Genomic DNA, 13,978 nt, shown 5'->3' on the forward strand with positions numbered 1-13,978 from the left:
TAGATGTATAAATAAATTAATTCTTTTCAAGTAACTCTAATATTTTTTCTTCTACCTCCAGGCTATCCCATATAAGTTCAATATTTGGTAATTGCATAACCTTTTCCATTATTTTTTCCTGCTCATCACCTATGGCTAATGCATCTGAATAAGGCTGATCAGAGAATGTAACCCTCGAGTATACCGGAATCCATTTGTCCGGGTATTTTTCAGCAAAGTGTTTTTCTATTTTCTTTTGTAGCAAAAAAAGCGGATCCGCAGTTTTGCTGCTCATTTCTACAAAATTTCTGTAGCTCAACTCGGCTATAGCATCAGCATCTGGTTTTCTTTTCTTCTGATACTCCTGAAAAATACGCTCCCAATCATTCCCATATTGGGAAATTAAATCATTTAAAATATAGATGTCCTCAAAACCCGCATTCATGCCTTGCCCGTAAAAGGGAACTATGGCATGCGCAGAATCCCCGACAAGAGCAACCTTATCCCAATAGGTCCATGGATAGCATTTCATGGTAACCATGGCACTGGTCGGGTTTTTAAAAAAGTCTTCAGCCAGGTTGTCTATTTCTTTAATTACATCGGGAAAATGGGTTTTAAAAAATTCTCTTGCCTTGGTTTTGGTATTTATATTCTCAAAAGAAACTTCACCTTCAAATGGCAAAAATAATGTACAGGTAAAACTACCATCCTGATTTGGCATTGCAATAAACATAAAATTTCCTCTGGGCCAGATATGAAAGGAGTTTTTTTCTAGTTTGTGCGTACCATCATCATTAGGTAGAATAGTGAGCTCTTTATAGCCAACTTCTAAAAAATCCTGTGAATAATCAAAGCGGCTTCTTCGTTGCATTTTGTGGCGAATTCTGGAAAATGCCCCATCACATCCGAAGACAATGTCATAATTATATGCTTTCCATTCCCCTTTTTCCGTTGCCCCGGTATACAATTGGGCTTCAGGTAAATCAATATCCCAGACTTTTTCGTTAAATCTGAAAATAACCCCTGCATTTTCAGCAAGATCAATCATCTTTCTGTTCAGTGACCCTCTGGAAATAGACCAGATTGCTTCTTCTTCCTTGCCGTATTTCTGAAAATAAACTGGCTTGCCATTTACGTGCATTGCCCTTTTATAAAGGGGTATAGCAATTTTCTTTATCTCCTTTTCAATTCCTACTTCGGCCAAAGCTTTCCAACCTCTATCACTCATTGCAAGGTTTATGGAACGTCCCGAAAATTCAATGGTCCTGATATCAGGCCGACGGTCAAACACCGTAATTTTATGCCCCAGCCTTTTGAGATATATGGCTAATAAAGATCCAATTAATCCGGATCCTATAATAGCAATATCTTTTGGAGTTTGCCTCATAATTAAAGCCTGCAGAATGGTTTGGTTTAAAGGTAAATGTACTAAAATTAAGTTTCTATGTAGTTATGATGACAAGCAGTCACTAAAACAATAAATGGTATATAAATTACTTAAGGGTATTCAAGACCTATTTCTGCTTAGAAATAAAAACATAGTTCATCATTTTTTTCTTAAAAAAAGATCTTTTCAGAGGGTGTTCTTCGTATATATAGAAAATAAAATTTTCCGCCTAGGCGTCCATATATATTTTTAAAGACCTTCATCTTATAATCTATGAAGGTCTTTTTCTGTTAAAGTAGTAGCTCCTATTCTAAAATGGCATCCACAATTCCATATTCAATGGATTCTTCTGCACCCATCCAATAATCACGGTTGAAGTCCTTTAGGATCTTTTCATAAGTTTGCCCACAGTTTTCAGCCAGTATTTTAGCTCCTATCTCTTTTGTCTTGATTATTTCTTTGGCCTGGATTTCAATATTCGAAGCCTGACCTCTTGCTCCGCCACTTGGCTGGTGGATCATCACACGTGCATGAGGCTGTATAAAACGTCGGCCTTTCTTACCAACCGAGAGGAGAATAGAACCCATAGAAGCCGCTAATCCACTGCAAACGGTGGAGACCGGACTCTTTAATGATTTAATAGTATCATAAATAGCAAAACCAGAGGTTACATAGCCGCCCGGACTATTTATTACCAATTGTATTTCCTTATTGTTCTGCATATCAAGATATAATAAACGATCAATTACATGTTTTGCAGAATCATCATCAACCATACCCCATAGAAATACTTTCCTGTCCTCCAATAACTTTTCATCAATGGCTTCTTGTACTTTTCCCTTTTTGTTACTCATTTTTTCCTTTTTGTTAAAAATCAAAATTAATCATTTTATTGGGATTTATTACCCCAATAAAGTCACGTAATATTACCTTTTAAGAATTGAAAAGCTGTTATATTTGAAAAAACTTTATTATGAGATTTTTACACTTTCTGGTTATACTTACATTGGTGTCTCTTTTCAGTTGCAAAACCGAGCAAAAAAAAGATGCAGATTCAAAAAATATCGAACTAACCGTTCCTGAAAAAATAGCCTATGCGCACGGTATAAAGAATTGGAAAAATGTGGAAGAAATAAGGTTTGCCTTTAATGTAGACCGGGATACCACACATTTTGAGAGGGGCTGGATATGGAATATTCAAAAAAATGAGGTTACCAGAATCTCCCAAGGAGATACAGTTACTTATAACCGCAGTGAGATAGATAGTACAATTGCCAAAGTTGATGCCAGCTTCATTAATGACAAATATTGGTTTTTAGCTCCTTTTAACCTGTTTTGGGACAATGGCGGTTACAGCTATGAAGTATCAGAAAAAGCAGAAGCTCCGATTTCAAAAACCCCGATGAAAAAACTAACCATAGTTTATAGCAGTGAAGGAGGTTATACCCCTGGCGATGCGTATGACTTTTATTTTGAAGATGATTATATCATCAAGGAATGGTCATTTCGGAAAGCAAATCAAAAAGAGCCCAATCTTTCTACCACATGGGAAGAGTATATAGAATTAAATGGATTGAATATTTCAAAGAGCCATATAAATGCGGAAGGGAATTTTAAATTGTATTTTACAAATATTCAGGTAAAATAATTCGTCACTAGCCTTTATCCGGTTGTTTTCTTTTTAAGAGCAAAGTTGCTACTAACACAGCAACAGAACAAATCATTAGACTAATAAAACTTAGACTTAATGAGAATTGTTCGGCTATAAAACCCAGAATCACAGGCCCCACAAGAAAACCCGAATATCCTGTCCCGGCAATAAAAGCTACACCCTGGGAAGATTCTACTCCCTTTACATTACCTCCAATTCTGAATAATTCGGGAACAATGACAGAAAAACCGAGACCAGTAAGGGCAAACCCCGTAATTGACAAATACATCTCTGTTGTTAGTACCAATAAATATCCAACAATTGCAATAAAAGATCCTAAAGCCACTATCCTGACTGATCCTATTCTGGAACTAATGGCATCACCTAGAAAACGCCCCAGAGTCATAAATACCTGAAATCCCAAAAATCCTGCTCCCCATAAGGCTACTGGTGCCAAGCTAACTTCTTTTAAAAATAATCCGCTCCAGTCAACAATGGCACCTTCACTACCCATAATAACGAACGAGACAAGCCCAATTAGCATTAGTGGTTTAAAATTTCTGAAACTAAAGCCCTCCTTTTCAATAGGGGCGGCTACGACTTTATGATATCTTCGATAAAACATAAAGTTTACTGTAAGAACAAGTAACACTGCAAAAAGCATGTGCAATCCCCTATTGTCCAGAACAGGAATCAAAAAACTGCCAAGCCCTGCTAAAACACCTCCAAGACTAAAAAAACCATGGGAGGCAGACATAAATTTTTGTCTGTCTTCTTTTTCAATCTCCGTAACCAGGGTATTCATAGAGATATCTGTAAAGCCATTGGTAGCTCCGAATAAAAAAAGTGCCGTGGCAAGGCTAAGAAAACCTGGTGCCAGCAGTGGAAACAAAGCCGCAATACAGCTCAGAATTAATCCAACGAAGGTGGCCCTTCCAACCCCGATTTTGTTAATGATTTTTGATGCTATTGGAAAAATAGTGAAAACACCCAGTGAGAGAAAAAAAATAGCTATCCCCAGAGTAGCTTTATTAATCCCGAGATCTTCTTTCACCGATGGTATATAGATGGCCCACGTGCCAAATAAAATATTTAAACTGGCAAAAACCCAGGCCGGGCCAAAATATCTGGGATTGGTTAGGATTAATCTAAGGGATCTCATAAGTTGCCTTCTAATAAAGGCCAAAAATATACAATCATTCGATAAACAAGGCAGATACTTCTAAACGATTATTATCCGGATCCAAGGTTTCAAATTCATAATATCCATCTCCGGTTTTTCTTGGACCACTAATTACCCTGTAACCATCTTTTTTCAACTCCGCAGCCTTTTTATCAACTTCAGACATACTTTCCACTCCAAAGGCCAAATGTATAATTCCTAAATGCTGTTTATCCACTCTATCATTAGTGTTTTTTGGTATATCGGGCCTATGCATAAGTTCTAATCTTGACCCGGAATCAAAAGTCAGAAAGTAACTCTGAAACTTTTTTTGGGGATTATAATATTGGGTATTGGCTTTAGCTCCAAAATAAGTAACATAGAAATCCTTAAGTAATTCAAGTTTTTCGGTCCATATGGCAACATGCTCAATTTTCATTGGATAATATAAAATATTCCGGAAGACCTCTTTAAACCATCAATAGTGGCTTTTATCAAATCAGCTTATCCTATTACCAGCTCTACTAAGTATCCCGGTTTTTAAAATCTGTCCGAAGTTATACATATCTTCAAAACTACAATAAAAAGGAGCCGGAGCAAGCCTTATAACGTTAGGCTCGCGCCAATCTGTTATCACACCGTTTTGCATCAAATAATCATATAAGGACCGCCCCTCTCCATGAAGCAATACAGAAAGCTGACATCCTCTTTCGGCTGGAGTAATAATTTCAAAAGTACTGTCCACATCATTATCTATTTCGCTTAAGATAAACTCAAGATAAGAGACTATTTTGTTCCGTTTTTCAATTAAAGCTTCCATTCCCACTTCTTCAAAGAGTACTAAAGAAGCCAGGTATGGGGCCAATGCCAATACAGGGGGATTACTCAATTGCCACGCATCGGCTGTTGCGATAGGTTCAAATTCCTGCTTCATTAAAAACCGGGTCTCTTTACTCGTCCCCCACCATCCTTCAAATCTTGGAATGTTTTCCTTACCCAAGTGTTTTTCGTGAATAAAAATCCCGGAGGCATTTCCCGGTCCACTGTTCATATACTTATAGCTGCACCATGCGGCAAAATCACAATTCCAGTCATGTAATTTTAAGTCAATATTCCCTGCAGCATGCGCCAAATCCCAACCTACAATGGCATCAACAGATTTACCCGCACTGGTTATGGCTTTCATATCAAAAACCTGTCCGTTGTAATAATTTACACCTCCCAGCATTACGAGCGCTAATTCATCTCCAATTTCATTTATCTTTTCAATAATATCATTAGTATTCCAGTGATGTTCACCAGGACGCTTGGAAACTTCAACGATAGCATCTTTTGGATCAAAACCGTGAAAACGCACCTGGCTTTGAAGCATATACTGATCTGATGGAAAGGCTTTCTCTTCACATAATATTTTATAGCGTTTTTTGGTAGGCCTGTAAAAAGAAACCATCAAAAGATGCAGGTTTACAGTAAGTGTATTCATTACGGATACCTCTTCAGGTTTAGCTCCAATTATCTTTGCTAATGGTTTTGCCAGTCTTTCGTGGTAGTCCCACCATGGTTTATTTGAATGAAAATGCCCTTCTACAGCCAAATTCTTCCAGTCTTCCATCACTTCATCTACAAAATCTTTTGCATTTTTAGGTTGAAGACCTAAAGAGTTACCCGTAAAATAAATTACATTTTTGCCATTAAATTGAGGAAAGTAAAATCTATCCCTGAATTTTTGGAGAGGATCAATCCTATCTAATTCTTTAGCGTAGGATAATGTATTTTGAAATGGCATCGCTAATTTTTAAGCAAAAGTACAATATCCATTTAAAAGAAAGCTTTGATTAAATTATCTATGCTCTGCTTAGGTTTCAGGTATTCTCATTTCAAGGATATGACTTACAAACCCAGCTTTCTCATATGCTTTTATTGCAGGAATATTATCTGAGTAAACCGTGAGACGCATTTCATTGTATCCTTTTGATTTTGACCACGTCCTCAGGGAATCTAAAATCTTTTTATTAATTCCCATACCCCTGAAGGCCGGAAGTGTAAACATGAAACCAAAATTGGCATACTCCTTATGATCTAAGTAAGATCTTGCCTGCTTGATAACAGCAGCGCCACAGCTAACTATGGTGTTATTTATTTCAGCAACAACGACGGCGACATCCTTATCCAAAATCATACCTTTTAAATCGTAGTAACATACGGGATCTCTGCGAATGGTTTTATCAAAAGGACGTTCAGCCTTAATTAATTCCTGTTCAAAAGCCAAAAGCACATCCAAATCAGATAATGTGGCGTTTCTAATGGTTATTTCATCCATGCTTATTGCACTAATTTAACGGTAAGATAGTATATAAATCCATATTTTTACCAAAAAGGATTTATGCATTTTCTTCCGGAATCTTTGGAAAATTACATCACACAGCATTCTGAAAATGAGCCCGAAATTTTGAGTGAATTAACCCGCGAGACACATTTAAAGGTAGTGCAGCCCAGAATGATTACAGGACATTATCAGGGCAGGGTTCTTAGTATGCTTTCAAAGATAATTCGTCCAAGAAGGATTTTGGAAATTGGCACATATACCGGCTATTCCGCTATTTGCCTCGCCGAAGGGTTGCCAGATGACGGCTTACTCCATACGATTGACATCAATGAAGAACTTTCAGAAATACAGCGTAAATATTTTAACCGAAGCGGATTTGGGGATAAGATAATTCAACATACAGGGGATGCATTGAAAATTATTCCAGCTTTGGATCAGATTTTTGACCTGGTTTTTATAGACGCTGAAAAAAAGATGTATGATGCCTATTTCGAAGCTGTGATTAAGAAGACAAAACCCGGAAGTATCATATTAACGGATAATGTACTCTGGTCGGGAAAAGTAATTGAACGACTGGATAAGAAAGATCTTGTAACAAGAAACCTTCTCGCTTACAATAAAAAACTTAAAAACGATCCAAGGATAGAAACTGTTCTATTATCCATAAGAGACGGACTTACACTATGTAGGGTTCTATGAACTTACGATAAAACATAAAAAACAAAATACCCAAAAGAGTGCCTAGTGCGGCACCTGTTAAAATATCCAATGGATAATGGACCCCAACATATATTCTGCTATAGGCAAATAGAAAAGGCCAAAGAAAAAGCAACCAGATAATTGCAAACTTTTTTCTAAGAAATAAACAAAATATAGTAGCAAGTGAGAAGGATGAGGAGGCATGACCCGAAAAAAAACTATAATCCGGAGGGTTTTTTAGAATTCTGATGATGGAATTGATTTCAATGTCATTATTAGGCCTTAGACGTTCAAAATATGTCTTGGTAATATCGGTAAGACCTAAGACACATATTAAAAGCAGGATAATTGTACAAGTAATGAAGAAAGCTTCCTTTTTGGGGTACTTAAGAAAAATTAATGCGAAAAGTAGAATATAAAGCGGTATCCAGGAGGTTATATTGGTCACCATCACCCAAAATAAATCATAACTTTCTGTCCCCAGGTTATTTAGATATATGAAAGTATTTCTATCCCAATCCAGAAGATGCTTGAGCATAAAACTCCTTATTTACGCTTGATTGTACCGGTAACATCGTCTACACCTTTTTTTACTTTCTCGATTTCATCTTTTATATCGTCAGTAAAACTGGTATCAATCCCTTGCTTTTCAGCGCTTTTTTGAATTTCTCTCTTAATGTCATCGGTGGCATCCCTTAACTGTCGCATACCTTTGCCCAGGCCTTTGGCTATTCCCGGAATTTTATCTGCCCCAAAAACCATTACCACTATAAACATGATAAAAAATATTTCGGCTCCGCTGATAAATAAAAAAACCATTGCTTGCATACTACAAATATAGTTAAGTTTTGGGTCGTTTTTTATACTTGTCTAAGTCATCTATTTAATATTAACGACAAAGAACTTCATTTAGTTGTATGAAAAGATACAACCAAAAGGTATAAATTTTTATTACCTGATCCAAAAAAAGGGATTAAGTTAGAAATCCAATATAGATTTTTAGTTCAAAAATCAGATTTAACAAAAATATTTCGAAATAAATACAGTCGGTCCTGTGTAAGTCTTATATTGATAATTCTAACGCAAAGATTAATATTTAATGGAGCTCAATAAACCAATTCCTGACAATAAGTGAAATGTCTTCTCCATGACTACCGGAAATTATAGCTATTTCCTCTATGTACAGTTAAAATTTTTTATTTCTTAAACGCTTCTTTGTAATTTGCTCATCAACAAATTATTTTATCCATGAAAATTGCCCTTTTTATTACCATAAGTCTCTTTTTAAATACACAAATTCTTTTGAGTCAACAGAATTCTCCAGGTACGGGAAGTGTTGCCAGAAGCCCACTCGAGAACGATGCTGTGCTAAAATGGTTAAATGCTGCAAATAAGTCTCAATTGGCAAAAGGCAACCAAAACCTGGATGTTTCCAGTATTGAAGGCTCTCCCTATTACAATGAGGAATTCATCTCCGGGAACATATATTATTTAAACAAAATATATGGTAACTATCCAATGCGCTACAATGCTTTCAGCGATGAGGTAGAAATACAGAGAGCCGGAAGTGATAAGATGGAATCTGTATATAAAAGCATGTCGCTTAGCTGTGATATTGATAGTGAAAAATTCGTATATGCCAAATACATCAATCAAAAAGGTGTAATACAAGAGGGCTATTTGATTAGGTTGAATGCATCACAAAAATATATTCTATATCAAAGAAAGTCGAAGATTTATAAGGAAGGTAAAAAGGCAGCTACCTCAATGCACCCAAGCTATCCACCAAAATTTGAAGATAAGTATGAATATTTTCTTTCTACTGACAATGAATTTCCTGTTTATTTTAAACCATCAAAAAAAGAATTAGCACAACTTTTTGGTCAGGAGAAGGCTTCGGATATCAAAGACTTTATCAAGCAGAATAAAATTAAATTAACGATTAAGGAAGATCTTATGAAGTTTGTTGAATATCTAAATTCTGAAGTCTGAAAAAGAAAATGCCCCGTCCATTTAATCAGGCCGGGGCATCTGTTTGTATTTTACCTTTCCAGGCTTGTAACACTCTTAAAGTGTAAAAGTTATTTTCCCTTTATGTCTTGTTTAAACTGCTCAAATTCAGATTGCTGTTCCTTTTTGGGCCAGGAATTATTACTTGAGTCAATATCTGCTGTTTCTAATTTTGGATCTACAACAATTCCAACAAGTTCTTTTTCAGACGAAATAACCCGTTTAAATTCCTGATCATTTTTCCTCCAAATTTGCGGTGGATATGTTACATTTTCCTTTGAACCATCGGCATACGTATATTCAACAATTATAGGCATTGGTATGCCACCCGGTTTATTAAAAACAACCTCATAAAAATATTTTGGCTCTTCCATCTGAGCGCGTTCCTGTGCCGTCATATTATCCATCATATATTCCTTCAAAGTCTGCGAAGTTTCTGAAGGTGCTTTGCCCTTAAGACCTTCTTCAAAATCTTCACTTTCTTCATCCACAAGGTAAACCAATGGTGGAAAATTTGCTTCTGATAGTCCTCTCGAAGCCATATATTCTTTCATTTTCTTTGATGGCTTATCACTCACAAAATACTTTTTAACTCCTTTTATACCAATATCTACATAATCTGTAGTATAAAACCAACTTCTCCAATACCAGTCGAGATCTACTGCCGAAGCGTCTTCCATAGTCCTGAAGAAATCCTCTGGTGTGGGATGTTTGAACTTCCATCTCTGGGCATACGTTTTAAAAGCATGATCGAATAATTCCTTCCCCATTATGGTTTCACGAAGTATATTGAGGGCCGTAGCAGGTTTTGCATAGGCGTTTGGCCCCAATTGGAACACGTTTTCCGGATTGGACATTATAGGTGATATTGTAGATTGGTCACCACTCATATAAGGTACTATCTTTGCCGGTGCCCCTCTTCTGGAAGGATATGCTTTGTTAGGTGCTATAACCTCAGGGTATTCCTCTCCAAACTCCTGTTCGGCAATATACTGCATAAAAGTATCCAGGCCTTCATCCATCCAACCCCACTGACGTTCATCAGAATTCACGATCATTGGGAAAAAATTATGTCCAACCTCATGAATAATTACACTGATCATCCCGAATTTTACACGGTCAGAATAAGTTCCATCTTCCTCAGGCCTTCCATAATTCCAACAAATCATAGGATATTCCATTCCTTGTCTTTTGGCATGTACGGAAATAGCCTTGTGATAGGGATAGTCAAATGTATGCGATGAATAGGATTTTAAAGTACTTGCCACAGCTTTGGTAGAAAATTCTTCCCATAGCGGATTCCCCTCTTTGGGATAAAGAGAAACTGCCATGACATCCTTGCTCCCAATTTTAACTGCTTGCATATCCCAGATAAATTTCCTGGAAGTGGCAAACCCAAAATCCCTTACATTCTGGGCTTTGAATTTCCAGGTCTTTTTCTCCTGGGAAAATCCTTTTTCAGCCTGTTCCGCCTCTTCCTGGGTTACTATCAGAACCGGCTTGTCATAAGACTTTTTTGCCTGCTCATAGCGCCGCATCATTTCCCTGGAAAATACTTCTTTCCTGTTCGTAAGTTCTCCGGTTGCATCTAAAATGTGATCTGCCGGAACAGTAATATTTACTTCATAATTCCCAAAAGGAAGGGCAAATTCTCCCCTACCCCAAAACTGATAATTCTGCCATCCCTCTACATCACTGTAAACGGCCATCCTTGGAAAAAATTGAGCTATTACATAGGATCTGTTGCCGTCTTTGGCAAAATACTCATAGCCAGATCGAGCCCTGTCTATGGTATGATCTACAATATTATACCACCATTTTATTGAAAATGAAACCTGAGCGCCACTTTTGAGATGCTGAGGAAGATCTATTCTCATCATAGTCTCATTTATGGTAAAAGGCAGGCTTCTGCCATTGGCATCTTTAACAAATTCAATATTAAAACCGCCGTCAAAAGATTTTGGCATTAGATTCTTAACAAAATTATCTGTGCTGTAGGCAATGGATAGTTCACTTTCATCTCTCAGTGGAGCTTTCGAATTTTTTGCCCGCACATTCTGATCTAATTGAAGCCAGAGGTATTCCAAATCATCCGGAGAATTGTTAAAATAAGTAATGGTTTCTTCTCCATAAATCTTGGCGTTCGTATCATCTAATTCAATATCGATCTTATAGTCTGCCTGTTGCTGATAATAGTCGGGACCCGGTGTTCCGGAAGCAGACCGGTATGTATTGGGAGTTGCAAATTCCTCGTAAAGCTGTTTAAATTTACTTTGATTGGTATGACCAGGTTCTCTTTCTTTTGCGACATCCTGTTGTGCAAAACTCAAAGTGACAACAAAACACAATAAGGCAGTGAGGGAACAATGTAGATTTTTCATGTAGTTGAATTCTATTTAGAATTTGCGAATTTAAAATTTTTCAACTGTTTGCAGTTCAAAATGTTACAAGTTTAACAAACCTTTATTATTTTCCTTTACCAAAACAAAACTCTTCTTTTTACCACTTATTCTGAAGTGCACTATATTCTGTTGTTCTTCAAATAAATCTGTAAGAATATCATTTTCAACCTTTAATGTTTTGCGACTAGGCAGATCAATGTCCTCAATTTCCAAATAACAAATAATTAAGTCATTATCGTATTTCTTCCCCAAAAACACGAAAGCCTTGTTTTCGCCATCTGCACTTATTACCAATTTAGACCGCATATATTTTTCAATATAAAAATTTGCCTCTTCTGATTCCTTCGCCGTAGCCAAATTAATTTCTACACCATAGCGCTCTTCTAAGACATTTTCCAGGTCATCAATAAAAATCCGGCTGGTAATTTGGAGAGAATTATCCTCTTTCGAATATTGAATATTGGTTACGCTCACGTAAAACTTATGCATTATTGAAAATGCAAAAAGAGGTAATATGATGAGCAATAAACTTGAGCGCATTAGCCATTTTTTATAAGAATTCATAGTATAGTTGTGCAAGCTTCGTGCCATGAGTAAAAATTATTCTTCAGTCGCCTCCCTTAAGTAGGCATTGCTTCGCAATTTAAGGTATTCCCAGATTTTAAGTTTATCATGGCTGTCTACTACTGAACTGAAAGCGTTATCCACTTCGCAATAATACATGAAGTCCTCTATTTTGTTCTCAGGTATTTTGAGGTATTTAACGAATAAAGAATCGGCATAATACTCCCGCACTCTCATTGTGCGTGCATATTTTTCTTGTGAAGCCAAAACTTTCTTAAGATATTTTGTCCTCCCGGAAATGGCATTCATAATGGGGTTCAGAGGTACCAGGCCACCTCCTGTAGTAGCTTCATGCAGTTTTCGCTCGGCCTGAGTTATTGGCTTAACATAGGCATTTGGCAGTCCTAAAGTAGCTGCCACATAGACTTTATCCGTCTTTAAGCTATTCATGTCCCTGCTCAGATCACCCGATAAATTATATGGCCGGACTACCACTTCATCCAATTCATTGATAAATTCTTCTAAGGGTACAGTTATAGAACTGCTCTCGAGCATTGCCCTTGTAACCACCAGGGTCATACGTTTGTATTGTACTGCAGAGAACAGGATTGTGTCATTAAGTCTGGCTGCAATTGCAAAGAACCCTTCCGAGTCTGTAATAGTAGCTCTGTTTGAAGAGGTATTTATAACATGTATGTCTGCTATTCGCGTATTTAGATTTGTGACTTTACCTTCTAATTTGTAAAAAAAAACGTTTTGCGCTGAAGCACTTGTAACAATTAGAAAACACAATAGGAAAAATTTCTTATTCCTTAGCATTCATCTGTTTTAAGAAGATATTACTCTGCACAACTAAAAATTCAATGAGTTCAAACTCATTGTCCTTTTTTAATAAGGATCGGGGTGGAATTTTTTCATCACAATAGATTAAAAAGGCGTCTATTTGATCCTGAGGTATTTTGAGATCTAAGACAAAGAACTCATCGTCATATACCAGCCGTAAAACTTCACTAACCTTTAAAGGTTCCCGATCTTCGTCCGGTTGGTCTTTTTTGGTATTCACCAGGGCCTTAAATATATTCACAAAATTAATCCCATCTCTCATAATACCACGGGTTACTTTGTCCTCTGCAATATTTACAACTTCCGTGGACTGGTCTGTTTCATACTCAAATTTTTTGAATTCTTCATTTTGAAGCTCGAGGAATTTCTGTTGATTTTCAGGACTCACCACAACCTCATCAAGTTGTGTAACCTTCTCATTAACTTCAACCACCAACCGATTATTATCCAAAATTTGTTGTGTTATTTTAACCACTTCTATCTGATAGTTTACAGAAGTAAAAACTATTTCATCATTTAACTTTACCCGGATAGCAAATTCGCCTTTATCATTTGTAATTGTAGCTCTCTGAGAAGTGCTATTAATTACATTTTCATTGGGTACAAGTGAATTTCTGTAAAGAACCTGACCGCGCAAAATAACACGTTCATCACTCTGGGAGTTACCTATGGAAATACAAAATATTGCAAAAAGAAAAAGTAATTTGAAATTCATAGATAACTGTCTTGAATATAATATCATCTAAATTATAAAGAAAATGTATGTTCTTGTCATAAAAAAATTTGACGTCATAAAACTTTTGTTAATTTCTGAACAAACGGCCTAAAATTCTATAGCTGACATGCACAACAAATACAGTCTTATAAGATAAATTGGGCTGTTAAACCTTAGAACATATCCTTTTACCCCATAATCGAGTATTTTGGAGTATAAAGTTAGCTAAATGTGGATATA

15 protein-coding genes are annotated in these 13,978 nt (G+C 36.5%); 3 read left to right on the top strand and 12 right to left on the bottom strand.

All coding sequences use genetic code 11. The annotated features are described in order from the left end of the window. Nucleotides 1–16: 16 nt before the first annotated feature. Together Q0X89_RS04080 and Q0X89_RS04085 are read right to left on the bottom strand one after the other, a co-directional pair. Nucleotides 17–1,366, bottom strand: a complete 1,350-nt coding sequence (locus Q0X89_RS04080) for an NAD(P)/FAD-dependent oxidoreductase (RefSeq protein ID WP_297691397.1) — start codon at nucleotides 1,364–1,366, stop codon at nucleotides 17–19. 305 nt (nucleotides 1,367–1,671) lie between these two features. Continuing rightward, nucleotides 1,672–2,220: a ClpP family protease gene (locus Q0X89_RS04085; RefSeq protein WP_297691399.1), complete on the bottom strand. Its 549-nt coding sequence runs from the start codon at nucleotides 2,218–2,220 to the stop codon at nucleotides 1,672–1,674. Between the two features lie 119 nt (nucleotides 2,221–2,339). Here Q0X89_RS04085 and Q0X89_RS04090 point away from each other — a divergent pair, with 119 nt between their 5' ends. After that, entirely contained in the window at nucleotides 2,340–3,014 is a 675-nt protein-coding gene (locus Q0X89_RS04090; protein ID WP_297691401.1) for a hypothetical protein, read from the top strand. Nucleotides 3,015–3,021: 7 nt separating this feature from the next. Here the strand turns inward: Q0X89_RS04090 and Q0X89_RS04095 are convergent, their stop codons facing one another. The 4 genes from Q0X89_RS04095 to Q0X89_RS04110 all read right to left on the bottom strand — a co-directional run bounded on the left by Q0X89_RS04095 (nucleotide 3,022) and on the right by Q0X89_RS04110 (nucleotide 6,499). Next, nucleotides 3,022–4,179 (bottom strand): MFS transporter, encoded by a 1,158-nt coding sequence (locus Q0X89_RS04095; protein WP_297691403.1) that lies wholly within the window; start codon nucleotides 4,177–4,179, stop codon nucleotides 3,022–3,024. A gap of 34 nt (nucleotides 4,180–4,213) precedes the next feature. Next, nucleotides 4,214–4,618, bottom strand: a complete 405-nt coding sequence (locus Q0X89_RS04100; protein ID WP_297691406.1) for a VOC family protein — start codon at nucleotides 4,616–4,618, stop codon at nucleotides 4,214–4,216. 60 nt (nucleotides 4,619–4,678) lie between these two features. Further along, on the bottom strand, nucleotides 4,679–5,965 hold the full coding sequence (gene kynU / locus Q0X89_RS04105) for a kynureninase (RefSeq protein ID WP_297691408.1): 1,287 nt from the start codon (nucleotides 5,963–5,965) through the stop codon (nucleotides 4,679–4,681). 69 nt (nucleotides 5,966–6,034) lie between these two features. After that, on the bottom strand, nucleotides 6,035–6,499 hold the full coding sequence (locus Q0X89_RS04110; protein ID WP_297691410.1) for a GNAT family N-acetyltransferase: 465 nt from the start codon (nucleotides 6,497–6,499) through the stop codon (nucleotides 6,035–6,037). Between the two features lie 63 nt (nucleotides 6,500–6,562). Between Q0X89_RS04110 and Q0X89_RS04115 the strand changes: the two genes are divergently transcribed. Further along, a complete protein-coding gene (locus Q0X89_RS04115; protein WP_297691412.1) occupies nucleotides 6,563–7,204 on the top strand; it encodes an O-methyltransferase in 642 nt (213 codons plus the stop codon). Here the strand turns inward: Q0X89_RS04115 and Q0X89_RS04120 are convergent. Next, entirely contained in the window at nucleotides 7,182–7,742 is a 561-nt protein-coding gene (locus tag Q0X89_RS04120; protein ID WP_297691414.1) for a phosphatase PAP2 family protein, read from the bottom strand. The two genes, Q0X89_RS04115 and Q0X89_RS04120, sit on opposite strands and share 23 nt — an antisense overlap. Before the next feature lie 8 nt (nucleotides 7,743–7,750). Continuing rightward, nucleotides 7,751–8,032: a twin-arginine translocase TatA/TatE family subunit gene (locus tag Q0X89_RS04125; protein WP_297691416.1), complete on the bottom strand. Its 282-nt coding sequence runs from the start codon at nucleotides 8,030–8,032 to the stop codon at nucleotides 7,751–7,753. A 420-nt stretch (nucleotides 8,033–8,452) separates the two neighbouring features. Between Q0X89_RS04125 and Q0X89_RS04130 the strand changes: the two genes are divergently transcribed. After that, nucleotides 8,453–9,196 (top strand): hypothetical protein, encoded by a 744-nt coding sequence (locus Q0X89_RS04130; RefSeq protein WP_297691418.1) that lies wholly within the window; start codon nucleotides 8,453–8,455, stop codon nucleotides 9,194–9,196. 89 nt (nucleotides 9,197–9,285) lie between these two features. Here the strand turns inward: Q0X89_RS04130 and Q0X89_RS04135 are convergent, their stop codons facing one another. The 4 genes from Q0X89_RS04135 to Q0X89_RS04150 form a co-directional block, all read right to left on the bottom strand. Beyond that, nucleotides 9,286–11,595: a M1 family metallopeptidase gene (locus tag Q0X89_RS04135; protein WP_297691420.1), complete on the bottom strand. Its 2,310-nt coding sequence runs from the start codon at nucleotides 11,593–11,595 to the stop codon at nucleotides 9,286–9,288. Between the two features lie 63 nt (nucleotides 11,596–11,658). Next, on the bottom strand, nucleotides 11,659–12,156 hold the full coding sequence (locus tag Q0X89_RS04140) for a DUF6702 family protein (RefSeq protein WP_297691422.1): 498 nt from the start codon (nucleotides 12,154–12,156) through the stop codon (nucleotides 11,659–11,661). Nucleotides 12,157–12,216: 60 nt separating this feature from the next. Next, a complete protein-coding gene (locus Q0X89_RS04145; RefSeq protein WP_297691424.1) occupies nucleotides 12,217–12,999 on the bottom strand; it encodes a carboxypeptidase-like regulatory domain-containing protein in 783 nt (260 codons plus the stop codon). Then, the gene (locus Q0X89_RS04150; protein WP_297691426.1) at nucleotides 12,986–13,738 is read right to left on the bottom strand and encodes a carboxypeptidase-like regulatory domain-containing protein; all 753 of its coding nucleotides are present in this window, start codon (nucleotides 13,736–13,738) and stop codon (nucleotides 12,986–12,988) included. The genes Q0X89_RS04145 and Q0X89_RS04150 overlap by 14 nt, the downstream gene beginning before the upstream one ends. Between the last annotated feature and the right edge of the window lie 240 nt (nucleotides 13,739–13,978).

This window comes from uncultured Eudoraea sp. (assembly GCF_947258525.1).
Classification (GTDB): domain Bacteria; phylum Bacteroidota; class Bacteroidia; order Flavobacteriales; family Flavobacteriaceae; genus Eudoraea.

Coding starts and splice junctions, on each gene's coding strand:
- Q0X89_RS04080 (WP_297691397.1), bottom strand. CDS start 1,366: ATGAGGCAAACTCCAAAAGATATTGCTATTATAGGATCCGGATTAATT.
- Q0X89_RS04085 (WP_297691399.1), bottom strand. CDS start 2,220: ATGAGTAACAAAAAGGGAAAAGTACAAGAAGCCATTGATGAAAAGTTA.
- Q0X89_RS04090 (WP_297691401.1), top strand. CDS start 2,340: ATGAGATTTTTACACTTTCTGGTTATACTTACATTGGTGTCTCTTTTC.
- Q0X89_RS04095 (WP_297691403.1), bottom strand. CDS start 4,179: ATGAGATCCCTTAGATTAATCCTAACCAATCCCAGATATTTTGGCCCG.
- Q0X89_RS04100 (WP_297691406.1), bottom strand. CDS start 4,618: ATGAAAATTGAGCATGTTGCCATATGGACCGAAAAACTTGAATTACTT.
- kynU (WP_297691408.1), bottom strand. CDS start 5,965: ATGCCATTTCAAAATACATTATCCTACGCTAAAGAATTAGATAGGATT.
- Q0X89_RS04110 (WP_297691410.1), bottom strand. CDS start 6,499: ATGGATGAAATAACCATTAGAAACGCCACATTATCTGATTTGGATGTG.
- Q0X89_RS04115 (WP_297691412.1), top strand. CDS start 6,563: ATGCATTTTCTTCCGGAATCTTTGGAAAATTACATCACACAGCATTCT.
- Q0X89_RS04120 (WP_297691414.1), bottom strand. CDS start 7,742: ATGCTCAAGCATCTTCTGGATTGGGATAGAAATACTTTCATATATCTA.
- Q0X89_RS04125 (WP_297691416.1), bottom strand. CDS start 8,032: ATGCAAGCAATGGTTTTTTTATTTATCAGCGGAGCCGAAATATTTTTT.
- Q0X89_RS04130 (WP_297691418.1), top strand. CDS start 8,453: ATGAAAATTGCCCTTTTTATTACCATAAGTCTCTTTTTAAATACACAA.
- Q0X89_RS04135 (WP_297691420.1), bottom strand. CDS start 11,595: ATGAAAAATCTACATTGTTCCCTCACTGCCTTATTGTGTTTTGTTGTC.
- Q0X89_RS04140 (WP_297691422.1), bottom strand. CDS start 12,156: ATGCGCTCAAGTTTATTGCTCATCATATTACCTCTTTTTGCATTTTCA.
- Q0X89_RS04145 (WP_297691424.1), bottom strand. CDS start 12,999: ATGCTAAGGAATAAGAAATTTTTCCTATTGTGTTTTCTAATTGTTACA.
- Q0X89_RS04150 (WP_297691426.1), bottom strand. CDS start 13,738: ATGAATTTCAAATTACTTTTTCTTTTTGCAATATTTTGTATTTCCATA.